General features: G+C 72.5%; 12 protein-coding genes. 6 read left to right on the top strand and 6 right to left on the bottom strand.

From position 1 onward, the window contains the following. Positions 1-428: 428 nt before the first annotated feature. Entirely contained in the window at positions 429-1031 is a 603-nt protein-coding gene (locus tag MXD60_RS12435; protein WP_248819191.1) for a hotdog fold thioesterase, read from the bottom strand. A gap of 368 nt (positions 1032-1399) precedes the next feature. Between MXD60_RS12435 and polA the strand changes: the two genes are divergently transcribed. Both polA and MXD60_RS12425 read left to right on the top strand, forming a co-directional pair. Beyond that, positions 1400-4054 (top strand): DNA polymerase I, encoded by a 2655-nt coding sequence (gene polA, locus MXD60_RS12430; protein WP_248819211.1) that lies wholly within the window; start codon positions 1400-1402, stop codon positions 4052-4054. A 399-nt stretch (positions 4055-4453) separates the two neighbouring features. Then, positions 4454-7522 carry an EAL domain-containing protein gene (locus MXD60_RS12425; RefSeq protein ID WP_248819190.1) on the top strand — a complete coding sequence of 1023 codons (3069 nt, stop codon included), beginning with the start codon at positions 4454-4456 and terminating at the stop codon, positions 7520-7522. Here the strand turns inward: MXD60_RS12425 and MXD60_RS12420 are convergent. Then, positions 7512-8573, bottom strand: a complete 1062-nt coding sequence (locus MXD60_RS12420) for a M4 family metallopeptidase (RefSeq protein ID WP_248819189.1) — start codon at positions 8571-8573, stop codon at positions 7512-7514. The genes MXD60_RS12425 and MXD60_RS12420 overlap by 11 nt on opposite strands. Before the next feature lie 87 nt (positions 8574-8660). Beyond that, the gene (locus tag MXD60_RS12415) at positions 8661-9464 is read right to left on the bottom strand and encodes a hypothetical protein (protein ID WP_308222453.1); all 804 of its coding nucleotides are present in this window, start codon (positions 9462-9464) and stop codon (positions 8661-8663) included. A 95-nt stretch (positions 9465-9559) separates the two neighbouring features. Here MXD60_RS12415 and coaE point away from each other — a divergent pair, with 95 nt between their 5' ends. Beyond that, on the top strand, positions 9560-10162 hold the full coding sequence (gene coaE / locus MXD60_RS12410) for a dephospho-CoA kinase (RefSeq protein WP_248819188.1): 603 nt from the start codon (positions 9560-9562) through the stop codon (positions 10160-10162). A gap of 24 nt (positions 10163-10186) precedes the next feature. Here the strand turns inward: coaE and uvrB are convergent, their stop codons facing one another. Both uvrB and MXD60_RS12400 read right to left on the bottom strand, forming a co-directional pair. After that, positions 10187-12319, bottom strand: a complete 2133-nt coding sequence (gene uvrB, locus MXD60_RS12405; RefSeq protein WP_248819187.1) for an excinuclease ABC subunit UvrB — start codon at positions 12317-12319, stop codon at positions 10187-10189. Between the two features lie 57 nt (positions 12320-12376). Beyond that, positions 12377-13864 (bottom strand): PucR family transcriptional regulator, encoded by a 1488-nt coding sequence (locus tag MXD60_RS12400; protein ID WP_518467829.1) that lies wholly within the window; start codon positions 13862-13864, stop codon positions 12377-12379. A 184-nt stretch (positions 13865-14048) separates the two neighbouring features. Between MXD60_RS12400 and MXD60_RS12395 the strand changes: the two genes are divergently transcribed. Continuing rightward, positions 14049-15362, top strand: coding sequence for a peptidase M50 (locus tag MXD60_RS12395; protein ID WP_248819185.1), 1314 nt, complete (start codon positions 14049-14051; stop codon positions 15360-15362). Positions 15363-15644: 282 nt separating this feature from the next. Beyond that, positions 15645-16718, top strand: a complete 1074-nt coding sequence (locus tag MXD60_RS12390) for a TerC family protein (protein WP_248819184.1) — start codon at positions 15645-15647, stop codon at positions 16716-16718. 50 nt (positions 16719-16768) lie between these two features. On the opposite strand, the gene MXD60_RS12385 is transcribed toward MXD60_RS12390, so the two are convergent. Further along, entirely contained in the window at positions 16769-17506 is a 738-nt protein-coding gene (locus MXD60_RS12385; protein WP_248819183.1) for a helix-turn-helix transcriptional regulator, read from the bottom strand. A 712-nt stretch (positions 17507-18218) separates the two neighbouring features. On the opposite strand from MXD60_RS12385, the gene MXD60_RS12380 reads away from it, so the two are divergent. Continuing rightward, on the top strand, positions 18219-19349 hold the full coding sequence (locus MXD60_RS12380; protein WP_518467826.1) for a glycosyltransferase family protein: 1131 nt from the start codon (positions 18219-18221) through the stop codon (positions 19347-19349). The last annotated feature ends 51 nt before the right edge of the window (positions 19350-19400 follow it).

Below are 19400 nucleotides of genomic sequence, written 5' to 3'. Positions count from 1 at the left end.
GGCCCGGGGGGCGGGCGGGGCCGGGTCGGCCCCCCCCCCCGGCCGGGGGGGGGGGGGGGGGGGGGGGGGGGCGGGGGGGGCGGGGGGCCCCGGGCCGGGGCCGGTCGGCCGATCCTGGGATCGGCCGACCAGGCGGCCTATTCGTGATTGCGGCACCCGGGAACGGCTTTGGTGCCGTACGGACCTTCCCCGCGTCCGTGCGTTGTCTACTCGCCACATCCCGGGTGCCACCGGCGATGAGATTAGGCCCCCTGTCCCACCAGGTCAATCTCGCGGGTGGAATCCGGTGTGTCCGTTCGGATATCCCTCGCGTGGGTGGCGCGGGACACCGTAAATCGAAAATTGCGTTAGACAAGTAGATCAGTGCGCTGTATTGCGGTTCGCGTAATCGGGCGCGGTGTGGTGCCGCGAGGCCGGGTGAATCCGTTCTATGGGCGTTCGGCGTCCGGTGGCGCAGGGATGATCATGCAGGTCAGCCGGCTGGTGCAGACCGCGCGGCCGGCCTCGTCGGTGATCCGGATGTCGTAGGTGGTCAGGGTGCGTCCGCCGTGAACCCTGGTGGCGACGCCGGTGACGACGCCGGAGGTGGCCGAGCGGTGGTGGGTCGCGCTGACCTCGATGCCGACCGCGATGCTGCCGGGCGGCGCACCGAGCATCGCGCCGACCGAACCCAGCGTCTCGGCGAGCACCACGGAGACCCCGCCGTGCAGAAGACCGAACGGCTGACGATTGCCCTCGACCGGCATCGTCGCCACCAACCGGGCCGCGCTGGCCTCGGTGAGCAGGATACCCAATCGCCGCTCAGCCTCTCCGCGCGCCGCGTTGACCTGCGCCGCGAGCTGGACCGCGGCCGGATCCGGCGCGACCGCGCCGCCACCGGCCGTGGGCCCCGCGGTGGGGGTGCCGGCGGCGGCCCCAGGGGTGTCCGCCGCGGGCTCGTCGCTCGCAGGCGGGTCGGATGCCCGCTGGTCGGATGCCCGGCTGGCAGCGGGCGGGAGGTCGGCTGCCGGGGTCGCGTCGGCCGCGGTCATGGCAATGAGCCTAGTGCGCCGTGCGTGGGGTTGAAGGGTCTGCCGTGGCGGCTTCGCGCCGCTATGGCCCGGCCCGTCCCGGCCCGTGGTGGCGCGACCACCGCGACGGACCGCCCACGGGCCACGAAACCGTCGGACCCACGGCCTAAACTCGCCGCGTGTCCGTCACCACGCCAAACTCGTCCGCCGACCAGCCGGCCGCCCCCGCCGAGGCCGCCCTCGCCGAGGCAGCTCCCGCGCAGGCCGATCCCGCCGAGGCCGGCGTGCCTGGCGGCGGCAAGCGTCCGGCAAGGCCCCGGGCCACGCGCCGCCCCGCCGCCGCGGCGAGCTCCGCGCGGCCGGCACCGGACCCGGCGGTGCCGCGCCTGCTGCTGCTCGACGGGCACTCGCTGGCGTACCGGGCGTTCTACGCGTTGCCGGTGGAGAACTTCTCGACGTCCACAGGGCAGCCCACGAACGCCGTCTACGGCTTCACCTCGATGCTGATCAACGCCCTGCGGGACGAGCGGCCGAGCCATGTGGCGGTCGCCTGGGACCTGCCGACGCCGACCTTCCGTCACACCCAGTACGCCGAGTACAAGGCCGGCCGGGCCGAGACGCCGGCCGACTTCACCGGCCAGGTCAGCCTCATCCACCAGGTCTGCGACGCCCTCGCGGTGCCCGGTGTGAGCGCCGCCGGCTTCGAGGCCGACGACGTGATCGCCACTCTGGCGACGGCCGGCGCCGCCGCGGGGATGGAGGTCCTGGTCGTGACCGGCGACCGGGACGCGCTGCAGCTCGTCAACGACCGGGTGACGGTGCTGATGACCCGCAAGGGCATCTCTGACATGACCAGGTTCACCCCGGAGGAGGTCCAGGCCAAGTACGGCCTGTCGCCGGTGCAGTATCCGGATTTCGCGGCGCTGCGCGGGGACCCATCCGACAACCTGCCCTCCGTGCCGGGCGTGGGGGAGAAGACCGCCACCAAGTGGATCCAGCAGTTCGGTTCCCTCGCCGAGCTGGTCGACCGGGTCGACGAGATCGGCGGGAAGACCGGCGCGTCCCTGCGCACCCACCTGTCCTCGGTGATCCGCAACCGGTCGCTGACCGAGCTCGCGCGGGATGTGCCGTTGCCGGTCGGCCCGGACGAGCTGCGGCTGCGCCCGTGGGACCGGGAGGCGGTCCACCAGCTCTTCGACACCCTGCAGTTCCGCGTGCTGCGCGAGCGGCTGTACGCGGCGCTGGCCACGACCCCGCCGCCGGTCGAGGAGGGATTCGAGGTCGACCTGAGCATTCTCGAACCGGACGGGGTGGCTGGCTGGCTGGCGCGGCATGCGCGCGGGGTCGGCCGCACCGGCCTGCATGCCCGCGGGAGCTGGGGCCGCGGCACCGGCGTGCTGACCGGCCTGGCCCTGGCCTCGGCCGACGGCGCCGCGGCCGCGATCGATCCGACCGGGCTCACCCCGGCGGATCTCACGGCCCTCGGTGACTGGCTCGCCGACCCGAACCAGCCGAAGGCCGCGCACGACGTCAAGGGCTCCATGCTCGCGCTGGCCGAGCTGGGCCTGCCGCTGGCCGGGGTCACCAGCGACACCGCGCTCGCCGCCTACCTGGCCCTGCCCGGCCAGCGCTCGTTCGACCTGGCCGACCTGGTGGCCCGCTACCTCCACCGTGACCTGGCCGGGGAGCCCGCCGGCAACGGCCAGCTCACCCTCGACGGCTCCGGCGAGGCCGAGGAGTCCCATGCCGACGCGCTGCGCGCCCGTGCCTGCCTCGAACTCGCCGACGAGCTGGACGCGGACCTCGAACGGCGTTCCGCCGCGATGCTGCTGCGCGACATGGAACTTCCGCTGGTCACGGTGCTCGCCGGAATGGAGCGGGCCGGGATCGGCGCCGACCACGACCATCTGAGCGAGCTGCAGAAGCACTACAGCGGCGAGGTCGCGGACGTCGCCGCGCAGGCTCACGAGATCGTCGGGCGGACGTTCAACCTCGGCTCGCCCAAGCAGCTCCAGCAGATCCTCTTCGACGAGCTCGGCCTGCCGAAGACCAAGAAGATCAAGACTGGTTACACCACTGACGCCGACGCGCTGGCCTGGCTCGCGGTCCAGTCCGACCACCCGCTGCTGCCGGTGCTGCTGCGGCACCGCGACGTGGCCCGGCTCAAGACCGTAGTCGACTCGCTGCTGCCGATGATCGACGATGCCGGCCGCATCCACACCACGTTCAACCAGACCATCGCGGCGACCGGGCGGCTGTCCTCCACCGACCCGAACCTGCAGAACATCCCGATCCGCACCGCGGAGGGTCGCCAGATCCGCCAGGCCTTCGTCGTCGGCGCCGGCTACGAGACGCTGCTGACCGCCGACTACTCCCAGATCGAAATGCGGATCATGGCGCATCTGTCCGGGGACGAGGGCCTCATCGAGGCGTTCGGCTCCGGCGAGGACCTGCACACCTTCGTCGCGGCGGAGGCGTTCGGCCTGCCCGTCAGCCAGGTCGATCCGGAACTTCGCCGACGGATCAAGGCCATGTCCTACGGGCTCGCCTACGGGCTGAGTGCCTTCGGGCTCGCCTCGCAGCTCGGCATCGCCCCGGACGAGGCCCGCGAACACATGGACGCCTACTTCTCCCGTTTCGGCGGGGTGCGGGACTTCCTGCGCGGGGTCGTCGAGCAGGCCCGACGCGACGGCTACACCGAGACCATTCTCGGGCGTCGCCGCTACCTGCCCGACCTGACCAGCGACAACTCCCAGCGCCGGCAGATGGCCGAACGGATGGCACTCAACGCCCCGATCCAGGGCTCGGCCGCCGACATCATCAAGATTGCAATGCTCGGGGTGGACCGGGCGCTGCGGGCTGGTGGTCACGTCTCCCGGCTGCTGTTGCAGGTACACGACGAGCTCGTCCTGGAGATCGCTCCCGGCGAGTACGCGGACGTCGAGCGCCTCGTCCGGGCGGAGATGACCTCCGCCTACACCATGTCGGTACCCCTGGACGTCAGCGTCGGCTCCGGCCGGACCTGGGACGACGCCGCCCACTGACCGGGGCGCGCCGCAACGGGCCGGCGGGCGGGATACCGCGAATATCGTGATGTGTTCCTGCACGACCGGCGCCGGCGGTGGGATGGAGCTCGCTCCGGTATTCGCGACTTCCGCGGGATTTGTTACGCGGCATGTTCGTCGTCGCTGGTCGGTGAAGTGCCGATTCGCGAACAATGCTCGCACCACGAATCGTCCGAGCACGGTGGAAGATGTCGCCCCAGTGGGTAGGCCCCTTGCGACGCCCGCTGGGATTCGCATCCGTCGCTGGCTGGGCGCCGTCGCCCGGTTGGCGTGGAGCGACGCCTGCTCAAGCCCGGTTCCGCGGACCTGGCCCCCGTGGTCGACATTCGTGGGGCGCTGCCCCACCGGGCCTGGGTGACGGGGGGAGGGGCGCATTTCGTGTACAGCGACCATGCCTACGTTGACCGTGCGCGGCTGCTGATCCTTGTGCCGCTCGGCGGGGTCATGTTGTTTCTGCTGGTGCTGTTGGTGCCAGGTTCGCCGGGTCGCCTGCGCTGGCAGAGCACCGTCGCGGTCGTGGTGGCGGTGGCCAACGTGGTCGCCGGGCTGGTCGCGCAGCCACGACGCATCTGGGTCGCCCCGGTGGCGGCCCTCACCTTCGCGGCGGTGCTCGCGCTGGGCGTCGCCGAAGCCCCGTCGCCAGGCGCCGCCGGAATGTACCTGCTGTGGTTCCCACCGCTGTGCGCATCGGTCGCCCTCATCCGGACGGGCGCTGCCGTGCTGGTCGTGGGCCTGATCGTCGTCGCCCTGCTGGCCGGCACGGCCGCCCATGGCGATGTCGTCGGCATGGGCGCACTGGCGATCTCCGGCGCGCTGTGCACGATCATGGTCGGCGTGATCGTGAAGGGCCTGTTCCGGGTGCGACTGCCACCGAAGGAGACGGACACTCTCACCCGGCTGCCCAACCGCCGGGGAATTCTTGAGCGGGGCGAGCGCGCGGTGGCGGCCATTCGGGCCTCCGGGCGGGATGCGGTTCTCGTCCTGGTCGACATCAATCACTTCCGCGAGTTCAACGACGCGCTGGGGCACGCCGGCGGAGACCGGCTCCTGCAGTCCGTCGCGGGGGCGCTGGGCCGGCTCACTCCCAGCCCCGCCATCGTCGGCCGGGCAGGCGGGGACGAGTTCGTGCTCATCTATGAGGCACCGGCCATGACCTCGGCGGCGGCAACGGCCGGATCGAAGGAATGCCGCGCGCTCGGCCAGCAGATTCTTCGCGACCTGCAGGGGCCGTTCGAGGTGGACGGGGTCGACGTCGCCGTCGATGCGTCGGCCGGAATCGTCGTCGCCCCGCACGCCCGCACGACGGTGGCGGAACTGCTGGCCTTCGCCGACTCGGCGTTGGCGCGGGCCAGGCGAACGGGGGAGAGCATCGGGGTCTGGGACCCGGCGATCGTCGGCGTGCAGCCTGAGGAGATCGCGTTGTACGCCGACCTGTGCGTCGCGATCGAACGCAACGAGCTGGTCCTGTACTACCAGCCGCTGCAGTCGGCGCATTCCGGCACGATCGTCGGGGCCGAGGCGCTGCTGCGGTGGCAGCATCCGACGCGTGGGCTGCTTCCACCCGGAGCGTTCCTGCCGATGGCCGAGCGCTCGACGATCATCTCGGATCTGACCGGCTGGGTCCTCAACGAAGCGTGCCGGCAGTGCGCGGCCTGGGCCAGGGCGGGTCTGCACCTGGTGGTCTCGGTGAACCTCTCCCCGCGCATGCTGGTGCTCGACGATCTGCCGCAACGCATCGTCGGTGCCCTGTCCGCGCACGGTCTGGCCGGCCGGTCCCTCACGCTGGAGATCACCGAGAGTGTGCTGGTCGCCGACCCGGCCCGGGCGGCGACGATCCTGCGTGAGCTGCGGGCGAAAGGAATCAATCTGTCGTTGGACGACTTCGGCACCGGCTACAGCTCGATGGAGATCCTCAACGCGCTGCCCTTCAACGAGGTCAAGGTGGACCGCGGCTTCGTCACCGACGCGAGCGGCAACCTGCCCGCCGCGGCGATCGTGCGCTCCGTGGTCGACCTGGGACACCGGCTTGGGCTGCGGGTGGTCTGCGAAGGTGTGGCGAGCCAGCGCACCCTCGCCATGATGATCGATCTGGGGTGTGACCTGCTTCAGGGCGAGGCCGTGTCGGACCCGCTGCCAGCGGCGCGGCTGTCGGCCCTGCTGCGCTCCCGCGCTCCGTTCGCCGCCACGGGGTCCGCCGCCACGGGGTCCGCCGCCACGGGGTCCGCCGCCACGGGGTCCGCCGCCACGGCGGCCGCGGCCGCTCCGGACCGGCGAGCGGCTCATTGCGGCCCGGACCAGGCGGCGCAGTCCCGGCCGGGCGAGCCGGAGCGATCCGTCCGGGCCGACAGAGCCGCCGACTGCGCCGCCGAGTCCGCTGCCTGCGGCCCGGCTGCGAGCGATCTGTCCGATCACACCAAGCTTGTGGCTCTGGGTAATCACCATGTCCTGCGCGCCGCGCCGGAGCCGGCCTTCGATGACCTCGCGTCGATCGCGGCGCGGTCCACCGGCTGCTCGGCGGCCGCGATCGTCTTTCACGGCAGCCAGGGGGTGTGGTCGAAGACGCGCGTCGGACATGCCTCGTCGATCCTCGCGGAACAGTGCGGCATCGGCGCCCGGGTCGTCGCCGAGCGCGCGATCGTGGAGATCCAGGACCTCGCGGCCGGCGCCGGCCGACGGTATCGCCGTTACGCGGCCGACGAACAGATCAGGTTCGCGGCCGGCATGCCCATCGCGGCGACGGACGGGCAGGTCGTCGGCGCGCTGGTCGTGGTAGACCGGATGCCGCGCCGGCTCACGTCCGAACAGCGGGCCAACCTGGTCGACCTGTCCCGCCAGGTGATGTCTCTGCTCGACGCCCGCCGGGAGGCCACGGCCTTCCGGGCCGTCGCCGGCGCGCTGGCCGATCTCGACCGCCTCTCGTTCCCCCACGACCTGGACCGGGCCGGCAGGATCATCACCACCGTCGCCCGGGCGCTGCTCGACGCGACCGAGGTCTCGCTGATGACGGCGAAGGTGCCGGGCTCGACGTTCTACCAGGTGGTCGGGTGCAGCGCCGCTCCCGGCACGGTGCCGATGGTCGCCGTCGGCGAGCAGCACCACCGCGACCACACCGTCATGATGGAGCAGGTGATGCGCACGCAGTGCCCGGTCTTTCTCCGGGACGCGTGTGCCTCTCCGTTGATGACGCCCGAGTTCCTGGATCCACTCAAGATCGGCTCGGTGTTCGTGCTGCCCCTGCCCGGTGAGGGTGGCCTGCTCGGCGTGATCGGAGCCCGCTGGGACAGCATCCGCGAGAACGTCGATCCGCTGACCGTCCGTGCGCTCACCGTGCTGGCCCGCCAGGCGGCTCACACCCTCATCCGGCTGCGTGCCGGCCAGGACGAGACGAGCCTCCCCGCCTTCGCGGACGCGGGCCAGCCACCCACGGGCTCGGCCCTCAACCTGTGACGCCGACAGCACGCCACGCCTCATCGACCGCCGCGCGTTCCGGCGCGCCGAACAGCACCCCGGCCTGGCGGCTGGTGGCGGCGGCGAAGGTCCGGAAGGTCGCGTTCGGCCGCACCTGGCCGGCGCGCAGGCTCTCATACCAGATCCGGCCCGCCTTCTCCCACGCGAAGCCGCCGAGAGCGGTCGCGGCAAGGTAGAAGGCGTGGTTCGGGATGCCGGAGTTGATGTGCACCCCGCCGTTGTCCATCGTCGTCCGCACGTAGTCGTCCATGTGCGCGGGCTGGATGTCATCCCCGAGTACCGGATCGTCGTAGGCGGTGCCGGGGGCCTTCAGCGACCGCAGGGCCACGCCGCGCACCGCGTCGGTCAGCAGTCCCGCGCCGATCAGCCAGTCGGCCTCCTCGGCCTTCTCGCCCCGGGCGTACTGCTTCACCAGGGAACCGAACACATCGCTGATGGACTCGTTGAGGGCTCCGGACTGGTTGAGATACATCAACGCGGCCTCGTCCTCGGTCACGCCGTGGGTCAGCTCGTGCCCGATGACGTCCAGCGAGCCGGTGAAGCTGCGGAACAGCTCCCCGTCCCCGTCGCCGAAGACCATCTGCCGACCGTTCCAGAACGCGTTGTCGTAGTGGTCGCCGTAGTGCACGGTGGCCAGCAGGGCCATTCCCTCGTCGTCGATGGAGTCGCGGCCGAGGACGGCGGAGAAGAAGGCGAAGGTCGCGCCGAGTCCCTCGTATGCCTCGTTGACCGCGGTATCCGCCACGGCGGAACCGTCCTCGACGCGCACGAGCCGCCCTGGCAGCGTCTCGGCGCCCGCAGCGTCGGAGACGGACCGGCGCGGGCCGGCCTGCGCCACGGGCCAACGCGGCTCGACGCCTCGGCGCGCGGCGCGCAGCCGGGCGTTGTGGTCGCGAAGAGTGCGGTGCGAGCCGTCCTGGATCAGGGTGGACAACGCCCAGGACCGCTGCTGGTCGCTGCCGTTGCGGACGATTCGTTCGAGGACGTGCGGCGGAACGGCGCACGCCGCGGTGGGGCGCAGTCGGTGCATGGTCGGCTCCGGGGGTAGGGGGCGACGACCGGGTGGAACCCGGTGACCTGCGGGCGGCCTGGCTGAGGCCACCCGCGTTCGCCCCTGCTACTCCTCCGCTGACATGTCCAGAGAGTCACGGTTTGCATGCGGGAAGTGGTTGTCGGGGTACGGCGTGGCGTGAGCACTACCCAGCGGGCGGTCGGCGCCGTGGCGCCGCGATCGCAGGAGACGCAGGGCCCGACCGCCGACCAGTCGGACGATCGCGAGGGCGAGCCCGCCGAGTACGAACCAGGTCATGCGCGCGTCCAGCCAGTCGACGCCGTCACGCATCCACGGCGTCACCGCCCGTGCCGCGCTCAGGTAGACCAGGCTGGACAGTGCCGAGCCCGGCACCAGAAACCGCAGGAAACGCCGCATCGGCACGCCGGCGGCACCGAGCGCCGCGTCCACGGCGACGTTGGTGTTCACCAGGCAGAACCACAGCAGCGGCGTCTGGGTGCTCGGCCGGGTGAGCGCGGCGACCAGCCGGCCGCCTCCCATCGACCGAAGCAGCAGCGAGCGAACGTTGTTGCGGGCCAGGGCGTAGTACCCGACGTCGAGCAGGCAGCGCAGCACCGTGGCGATCAGCAGCGCTGGCAGGAACGGCACCGAACCGCCGACCAGCACCAGCACCCCCCACGTCGGCCGCAGGGCGATGAGCAGCAACGGCGCCGGCCCGACGAGGACCGGCAGCAGCACGAGCCCCAGCCAGCCGAGCCCCAGCAGTGTCCCGGTGAGCAGCACGGGCCACAGATGATGGATGACCCGCGCGACCCGCCCCAGCCTGCCGGCGGCGGCGGTCTGGGGCGCGGGCGGGGCGGCCGGGGGCAGCGCGACGCCGGAAGTGACTCCCGCGCCGGCGTCGTCCACGGCCCTCAGTCTGCCAACGGCAGCGGCGGAGTCGGCACGCCGATCCGTCGGCGCGCGCGGCCCACCGGACTGGCAGACTCGGCAGGGTGTTCACGGTGGGCCTGACAGGTGGGATCGGTTCGGGCAAGAGCGCGGTGTCGGCGCGCCTGGCTGCCCGCGGAGCGGCAGTGATCGACGCGGATCGGATCGCGCGGGAGGTGGTCGCCGCGGGCACCCTCGGGCTCGCCGCGGTGCTCGCCGAGTTCGGCCCGGACGTCGCGGCGCCGGACGGCAGCCTGGACCGTCCGGCGCTCGGCCGGGTCGTGTTCGCCGACCCCGCGGCCCGCGGCCGGCTGGAGGCGATCGTCCATCCGCTGATCCGGTCGGAGACGCAGCGGCGCATCGCCGGGCTTGCCCCGGGCGGGATCGCCGTGCACGACATTCCGCTGCTCGTCGAGACGGGGGCGACCGGCACCTACGATCTGGTGCTGGTCGTCGAGGCGCCGTGCGAGCTGCGGCTGAGCCGGCTCGCCGAGCGCGGCCTGCCGCGGGAGGAGGCCCTGGCCCGGATGGCGTCGCAGGCGAGCGACGAGCAGCGCCGCGCCGCCGCCGATCTCGTCATCGACAACGGCGGCAGCCTGGACGACCTCGACTCCCGCGTCGCCGAGGTGTGGGGGGAGCTGCTGACCCGCCGCGACGCCAAGGTCGCCGCCGGTTAGACCCCGCGCCGCACCGGCGCCCGCCTACTGGACGCCGGCGGCGCCCATGCCGCGCAGTTCCTTCTTCAGCTCGCCGATCTCGTCGCGCAGTCGGGCGGCCAGCTCGAACTGCAGCTCCCGGGCCGCTTCGTGCATCTGGTCGTCGAGCTGGCGGATGAGCTGGGCCAGCTCGTGCGACGGCATGCCGGCGAGCTCGGCGGCGTACCTGCCGACCAGGTCGTCGCGGCCGCCGCGGGACTTCATCCCGGGCACCGGAGCCCTGCCACGGGACCGCGCCCGCCCGCCGCCGCCGACCAGCTCACCCTCGGCCGACTCGCGGACCATGTCGTCGAGGATGTCGACGACCTTCTTGCGCAGCGGCTGCGGATCCAGGCCCCGCTCGGCGTTGTACGCCATCTGCTTCACGCGGCGCCGGTTCGTCTCCTCGATCGCGTGCCGCATCGACGGGGTGACCTTGTCGGCGTACATGTGCACCTGACCGGAGACGTTGCGGGCCGCGCGCCCGATCGTCTGGATCAGGGACTTGTCGGAGCGCAGGAAGCCCTCCTTGTCCGCGTCCAGGATGCTGACCAGCGACACCTCGGGCAGGTCGAGGCCCTCCCGGAGCAGGTTGATCCCGACGAGGACGTCGAACTCGCCGCGGCGCAGCTCGGTGAGCAGCTCCACCCGGCGCAGCGTGTCCACCTCGCTGTGCAGGTAGCGGACCCGGATGCCGTGTTCGAGCAGGTAGTCGGTCAGGTCCTCGGACATCTTCTTGGTCAGCGTGGTGACCAGGACCCGCTCGTCGCGCTCGGCGCGCAGCCGGATCTCGTGGACGAGGTCGTCGATCTGCCCCTTCGTCGGCTTGAGGATCACCTCCGGGTCGAGCAGGCCAGTGGGCCGGATGATCTGTTCGACCACGCCGTCGGCCCGGCCCAGCTCGTACGGCCCGGGGGTGGCGGAGAGGTAGACGGTCTGGCCGATGCGCTCCAGGAACTCCTCGAAGCGCAGCGGGCGGTTGTCCATCGCGCTGGGCAGCCGGAAGCCGTGCTCGACCAGGTTGCGCTTGCGGGACATGTCGCCCTCGTACATCCCGCCGATCTGCGGGACGGTCACGTGTGACTCGTCGATCACCAGCAGGAAGTCCTCGGGGAAGTAGTCGAGCAGGGTGTGCGGCGCGGTGCCGCCCGCCCGGCCGTCGATGTGCCGCGAGTAGTTCTCGATCCCGGAGCAGAACCCGACCTGGCGCATCATCTCGATGTCGTAGGTGGTCCGCATCCGCAGGCGCTGGGCCTCCAGCAGCTTGCCCTGGCGCTCCATCGTGGCGAGGCGTTCCTCCAGCTCCACCTCGATGCCGGCGATCGCCCGCTCCATCCGCTCCGGTCCGGCGACGTAGTGGGTCGCCGGGAAGACGAAGATCTCCGGCACCTCGCGGACGATCTCGCCGGTGAGCGGGTGCAGGTAGGTCAGCCGCTCGATCTCGTCGCCGAACATCTCGACGCGGACGGCGAGTTCCTCGTAGACCGGGAACACCTCCACGGTGTCCCCGCGGACGCGGAAGGTGCCCCGGGTGAAGGCCAGGTCGTTGCGGGCGTACTGGACGTCGACGAAGCGGCGCAGCAGCACGTCCCGCTCGATCACGTCACCGACCCGCAGGCGGACCATCCGGTCGATGTACTCCTGCGGCGTACCGAGGCCGTAGATGCAGCTGACGCTGGCGACGACGATCGTGTCGCGGCGGGTGAGCAGGCTCATCGTGGCCGAGTGACGCAGCCGCTCGACCTCCTCGTTGATCGACGAGTCCTTCTCGATGTAGGTGTCGGTCTGCGCGATGTACGCCTCGGGCTGGTAGTAGTCGTAGTACGAGACGAAGTACTCGACGGCGTTGTTCGGCAGCAGCTCGCGGAACTCGTTGGCGAGCTGGGCGGCGAGCGTCTTGTTCGGAGCCATCACCAGCGTCGGGCGCTGCAGCCGCTCGACCAGCCAGGCCGTCGTCGCGGACTTGCCCGTGCCGGTGGCACCGAGCAGGACCACGTTGGACTCGCCGGCCTCGATCCGTCTGGCCAGCTCGTCGATGGCGGCCGGCTGGTCACCGGCCGGGGCGTAGTCGGAGATGACCTCGAACGGGGCGCGCGTCCGCTCGAGGTCGGTGGTGGGCCGTTCGAACGTTGTGCTCACGTCCTCCAGAACACCACAGACCTCCGACAGTTTCCCCGCGGCTTGCCCGTGGCCGGCTCAGGCGCCGGCCGGATCCCAGCCGAGCAGCCGGGCGCCGAGCACCGCGGTCTGCAGGACGTAACGGTCCGTCGGCGAGGTCGGGTCGTGCCGGGTCAGGGCGTGGATGCGGTCGAGCCGGTAGGTCAACGCCCGCACCGACAGGTGCAGTCGGCGCGCCGCGGCCAGCGCGACCCCGCCGGTGGTGAAGTAGGCGTCGAGGGTGTCGATCAGCGGGCCGGCGCCGCCGCGCGCGGCACGCAGCGGCGCGAGCACCGCCTCCACCAGCTCCGCCAGGGCCTCCCGGTCGCGGGCCAGCACCTTGTAGATGAGCAGATCGTCGGTGTGCACCACGGTGCCGTCCAGGCCGAGGCTGCCGGCCAGCTCCGCGGCGGAGCGGGCCTCCTCGAACCCGATGCGCACGCCGGCTACGCCGCTGCGCGCGCGGCTCACCCCGATCCGCCAGACCAGCCCCGGTTCCGCCCGCAGCCTGCTGGCCAGCGCCGCCACGGGTGCCATCGACCCGGGCGGCGGAACGGACGCGGGCAGTGGGGAGAAACCGGGTCGGCCGGTGTCCGGTCCGTCCGCCCGGCGCCGTCCCGACGGCCGGGTGGACCGCCGCGGCGCCGGTCCGGCCGGGTCCCCGTCGGCTGCCGAGCTCGCGGCACTCGAGCGGCTGACGGCGGCGGGCGGCGGGTCGAGGAGGAGCTCGGACGGGACGTGGACGACGCAGACGAGCAGGCCGTCGCGGGTCGCGACCAGCGGCTCCGTGGCGCTGCGGTCGCGCAGGATGCCCTCGGCGGCCCTGGTCAGCGCGCGGCCGTCGAGAAATCGGCGGTTGCCGGCGACCACCAGCACCGTGTGCGGTGCCTCCAGCCGCAGGCCGAACGCCCCGGCCCGTTCGAGTAGCTGGCCGACCGCGGAGGTGCCGGTCAGCAGGTCGTCGACCAGCTCGCGGCGCAGCGCCTCCTCCGAGCGGGCGCGCGCGGTCCGCGCCGCCTCGTAACCCTCGCAGACCGCCGCGACCGCGTCGTCGCTGGCCCGCAGCACGGCCGAGGCGGCGGCCCGGGTCCGGGACACGGCGCCGACGGACTCGCCGGCCGAGCGCCGCGCCGCGGCGAGCTCCGCCGGCTCCAGCAGGGTGTCCCAGGCACGGCTCGCCTCGCGGGCGGTGCGGTCGGCGGCGCGCACCGCCGGCAGTGATGGCCAGATCCGCCAGGTCGCGGACAGGTAGAGGTCGACCAGGGCCCGCAGTGACGCCCCGGACTCGGCGGCCGCCTGGCCCAGGGCCCGGAACGCGTCGAGCTCGGCGCGGGTGAGCCGCCGTCCGCTGTGCGCCGCGGAGGCGAGGACGTCGAGATAGTCGCCGAGGAGCCCGGCATGCAGCCGGGAGTCGGCAGCCGCGAGGACGGCCGCGCGGGGCAGCCGGGTCAGGCTCGTTTCCGGCAGGCCCAGGGGAAGATCTTCGTCGAACGTGGTCACATCAACCGTTTCGTCCGCTTCATCCACCTGTGTGTCTCCCGCAGATCGCTGCCGAAGCTCGGCAGCGAAATCATAGGCGAACTCGCGCACTTCGTGCGGTGTCTGCCGGGACGACGAAGGGCACGCTAGACGTTGGAAAGAACAGTTGGACCGAACCGGGGCCGGCCGTCGAAGTCGGCCCCGAGCAGCACCGAAAGGAGTCTGAGCGGACATGGCCACCCACGACGCGACCAGGCGGGGAGGGCTTCCGCCGATCACGGTGCGTCCGGGACTCGCCGTCTCGGCGACCGTCGTCACCGTCCTGCTCGGTGCCCTCACCCTGCCGGCGACCGTTCCTGACCGCCCCGGTTTCGCCTATTTCTGCGGTGGGCTCATCGGCGCGGTGCTGCTCGTCGGCATCCTGATGGGCGCCGATCTGGTGCGGGCGCGTGCCGCCCGCCGGGCGGGACTCTCGGTCGTCGGCATCACCCTCGGCGCCTTCGGAAGCCGGCTGGCGGTGGCTCCGCCGGCGCCCGCCCCGCAGCTCGCGGCGGCGCACCCGGCCGGCGTGCGGGGGGTGGGCGGCAGGGACTCGCTCGGCATCGGCGTCGACCTCGTCTCGCCGACCGGTGCGGACCTTCCTGCCGGAACCCGCCCGTGGGGGCCGGAGGACGCCATCCGCATCGAGGCCAGGCTGGCCCGCGCCGGGCTGGCGGTCACCGCGCTCGCCGGCGCAGTGCTCATGACCCTCGGCGCGCTCGCGCCGAGCGGCACCCTCGCCCTGGCCGCCCAGGTGGCCCTGTGGGTGGGAACGTTCGCCCTGCTGGTGACGGTCGTGGACGCGCTGCCCTCGCCGCGCAGCGCCGGCGGGCGGCTGATCGCCGCTCGGGTGCTGCGCCGCACCGGCAGCCGGGAGCGGGCCGAGCGGGCCGTCTCCCGTGCCGGCGTCGCCACCGGCTGGGCCCTGATCATCGCCGGCGCCGTGGGCGTGTTCGTCGTCGGCTTCGTGGCGTTGTGGGCGGCCCTGCTCGGCTGGCTCGCCCTGGGCACGTCCCGGCTGGCGCAGTCCCAGCAGCGCACCGAGGCGGCGCTCGCCGGCCTCGTCGCGCGGGACGTGATGACACCCGCGCCGCCCACGCTGTCGTCCTGGTCGACCGTGGACGATGCCCTCGATGAGGTCGTGCTACCCGCCCACCGCGCCGTGTTCGGGGTGGTGGACTTCGACGGTGCCCTGGCCGGGATCGCCCTGCTGCGCGACCTCGCCGCCGTGCCCATGGACGATCGCGACCTGGTCCGGGTCAACCGGGTCGTCGTCCCGCTGTCCATGGTGGCCACGGCCGAGGCGACGGACCCGCTGGCCGACCTGCCCGCGCGCCTGATCGAGCGGCCGGCCGCCGGCTGCGTGATCGTGGTCGACCGGACCGACGCGGGCGGCTCGCGGATGATCGGCACCGTCGGCCCGGCCGAGCTCAGCCAGGCGATCGAGACCGCGCCGCTGCGCGGCCGTGCCGCCGGGGCCCTGCGTCCCGGCAACATCTGGCGCTGATCAACCGGTGCGGGCCGGTCGCCCGGCCCGCACCGATCGACGCTCTCCTGTCGTTCCCGCAGACCGTCACCGCCAGGCCAGCGCAGGCGGTCTGCCTTGACGCGGCCACCCCTAGCTACCAAAAGTCACCGTCCAGTCGCTACGCGATGTGGATCGGTGGCGACCGTGACCCGAAAGAGCATGCCCCGACCGGCCGCTGGCAACGCAGCCCGGCCGCTCGGGCGAACCCTCCGCCCGACCCGTCCGCCCCGGCCAGTACGGGGCACCACGTTGGAGACGCCCGTGCACGTGCCCCTGTGGGCCTGGATCGCCTTTCTCGGCGCGCTTCTGGTCCTGCTGTCCGTCGACCTCCTCGCGCACCGCAAGGCCCATGTGATCGGTTTCCGGGAGGCCGCCTGGTGGAGCCTGCTGTGGGTGTCGTTGGGGCTGGGTTTCGCCGCGGTGATCTGGGCCTGGCAGGGTCCGGACGCCGCCGGCCAGTACACCGCGGCCTGGCTGCTGGAAAAAAGCCTGTCGGTCGACAACCTGTTCGTTTTCGCCCTGATCTTCTCGTATTTCCGGGTACCGCGCGCCTATCAGCACCGGGTGCTGTTCTACGGCGTGCTCGGTGCGCTGGTACTGCGTTTCTTCTTCATCTCCGCCGGCATCGCGCTGCTCGACCGGTTCAGCTTCGTCATCTACGTGTTCGGCGCCTTCCTGATCTTCACCGCGCTGAAGATGCTGCGCGACGACGGGGTGGAGCTGGATCCCGGGAAAAGCCGGGCCGTCAGGGCACTGCGCCGGGTCATGCCGGTGACCGACGAATACCAGGGGCAGCGGTTCCTCCTTCGGCGCGCGGGTCGGCTCACGGCGACGCCGCTGCTTGCCGTCCTGGTCGCGATCGAGACGGCGGACGTGCTGTTCGCCGTCGACTCGGTGCCGGCCGCGCTGGGCGTCACCGACGAGACGTTCCTCGTGTTCACCAGCAATGCACTGGCGATCCTCGGGCTGCGGTCGTTGTTCTTCCTGTTGTCCGGCCTGCTGGAACGCTTCCACCACCTGGCGACCGGTCTGGCCTTCGTGCTTGCGTTCATCGGCGTCAAGATGCTGCTGACCGACGTGTGGCACATGCCGATCGCGCTGTCCCTCGGAGTGATCGCCGTGGCGCTGGCCGTCTCGGTGATCTGGTCCCTGCGCACCGAGCCCCCGGCGCCGGCGCAGCTGCCCGGCCCGGGCGAGGCCGGGTCGGAGGTCCAGGACTCGGAGGTCCAGGACTCGGAGTTCCAGGATTCGGAGGTCCAGGATTCGGAGTTCCAGGACGAGGAGGACGGCGCGGGCGCGGCGCAGGAGCAGCCCGCCCGAGCGGCGGACCGCTGACCGCGCCCGCGCTGTCCGTGCGGCCGGGTCCCCCTGGTGGGGGAGAGCTGTCAGGTGGGCAGGGACGGCTCGCTGTGCGCGCCCGGCGCGGCGGGCCGCCGGAGCCGGCGCGGACCCGGCGGGGGAGCGGTGAAGAACATGAACGGATCGCGTTCGGCCATGGGCAGCCCGGTGTTCACCGCCCGGGAGATGCGGTCCCAGCGGAACCAGCGTGGGCCCCGCCGCTCCAGGCACCAGGCGAGCAGATACCACTGCCCGCCGGTGAGGGCGAGCATGTGCGGCTCGACGCGACGGCCGAGGGTGCGGCTGCCAGCGGCATCCTGGTAGTCGATCGCCAGCACCCGGTGGCTCCGCAGCGCCTCCTCGACGGCGGCGGTCAGGGCGGAGCGCACCAGGGCCGGTGGCCCGGACCGCCCCCGGGACGCGACCTCGGCGATCTGCCGCTGCTCGGTGGGCGGCAGGGCGTCGAGCAGCTTCTCCAGCGCGGTCGCGCCGTCGCGGCTCAGCGGGCCGGCCGCGGCCATGGTCAGCGCGCCGGCGGCCGCCACGGCCTGGCCCTGGGTGAACGCCAGCGGCGGCAACGTCGCGTGCTCCGCCAGGACGTATCCACCGCCCGGTCCGGAGATCCCACTGACGGGCACGCCGACGCCCTGAAGGGCGAGCAGGTCCCGCCGGATCGTCCGTACACTGACGTCCAGTCGGGCGGCGAGGCTGGCTGCGGTGCGCCCGGCGGGTCCGGCCCGGCGCAACTCCTCGACGATCGCGGTCAGTCGATCTGGGTGCGGCATAGTTTCCACGTTGACAGGGCGTTGTCACGACCGATGGCGAAACGGCGGACTTCCGCAATCTCGCTGCCGCCGGAGCGCGGCCCGCGCCGGCGCGGTCGCCGGGTCGCCGCACCGGCAGCTCTGGCCCGGAACCGCCCGTGATTCTCCGCGCCCGCCCCGGCGGGTCGGCGCCGGCGCCGCTGGCGGCCGAGTCGGCCATCCCCTGCCGGGCGCTGCCGGGGATGGTCAGGTCGCCCGCTTTCACGGTTCTTTTCGACGTCACCACATGTGGCCGAGTCAGTCGTCCGTAAATTGTGTTCGCAGTGGGCAGAAGGTGATCCCTGGCGGCTCATTTCGAGCGACTTTCCGGTACCTGCTGATGTCATCTCGATAGCGCTTCGGTGAGGGGGGCGGAAGAGTGTCGCGCGACTCGCCGGGTAGGAATAACGCGGACCATCCCGGCGAGGTCGTTACTCTGGTGGCGATCGGTGTCCGGGCTGGTCGACCGGGACGGGTCGACCCCCCTGACCGCCCACGAACCGTTGACCGGCCGTCGATATGGCGGCACTACCGGATCTCCGATTGGTAACCATTGCCCGATGTGGCGGCGCATGCGTCCGGATATGTGTCGGACTCGATGACGCTCCGGGTTGCTCGGCGTCTGATTCCTCAGTAAAGGCGGATAATGCATAGTCTGTTGGCGGTCGTCGTTTCCCACGGAGGCTCCACCCATTTGCACCATTTGCTGTCCGGGCTGGCCGCCATTCGGGGCTGCCAGGTCACCCTGGTGGAGAACGGCCCGCTCGCCGGGCCGCCGGTCCCTGCCGGTGTCCGCGTGATCGAGGGGCAGGGCAACGTCGGTTACGGCACCGCCGTCAACCTCGCCGTCCGCGAGGCCGTTGAGTCCGGTACGCCGGCACACTGGCTGCTGGTCGTCAACAGCGACGTGACGATTCCCGACGACACCGCCGAGGTGCTACCCAAGCTCCTGTCCTGGTACCCGCCGTCCATCGACGTGGTCGGGTTCCCGTTCCTCGCGACGCCCGGCGGCGTGGCGGCCCGCTCCCAGGCGGTCCTGCCCACCCCGCGGACCAGCGCGTTCATCGCCCTTCGGGGTGAGACCGCCGCACTGGCCCGCTGGCCGCGACTGCGGTACCCCGTCGGCGCGTTCTTCGCCGTGCGGATGGAGACGTTCGTCCGCCTCGGTGGCTTCGACCCGGCCTTCTGGATGTACTACGAGGAGACCGACCTGTTCGCCCGGCTGCACGCGGCCGGCGGGCGGATCGCCTGGGCCGACGAGGAGTGGCCGGTCGTGCACGTCGGCGGGGAGACCGTCGGCCGCTCCGGCCTGCTGCACGCCGAACTGGGCCGCGCGGCCGCGCTCTACGCCCGCCGGCACCGCCTGAACGTCGGTTGGAGCTGGCCGGCGGTGCACGCCGGCCAACTTGGCCTGCTGACCGTGCGAAAGCTGGCCACCGGCCGTCCGCACGACGCGCTGCGCGCCGCCCGCATCCTCGCCGGCCTCGCCGGAGGTCTGGCCCGGCCGGCCTGGGAGCCCGCGGTCCGCTCCCGCTGGCGGGCGGTCGCCGCACCGGCCCGCGAAGGGATCGGCCGCCTTCCCGCGCGCAGTCTGCCGGTGGCCTTTGCCTCGACCGGTCCGAGGGCGGAGGCAGGGCGTCCGGGCGCCGCCGGCGCCGAGACCGCCGCCAGTCGGGTCGCGGTTCCCGCGCGGCCGCAACCGCCCTTCGGCGCCGCCAGGTCGGAGGCGGCGTGGCCGGCGGAGGCGGCGCGCTCTGGCTCGCGGGCTGCCTCGACCGCCGGACCGGACAGCCCGGCCGGGATCGGCGACACCCGCTCCCGCTGACCGGCCCGCTCACCAGGGTGTCGTCCGCATCCGGGCCGACCTCGCGACCAC

The organism is Frankia sp. AgB32 (genome assembly GCF_023243045.1).
GTDB lineage: Bacteria > Actinomycetota > Actinomycetes > Frankiales > Frankiaceae > Frankia.
Note: the sequence above shows the minus strand (reverse complement) of the source record. Positions and strands in the feature narration are given on the sequence as shown.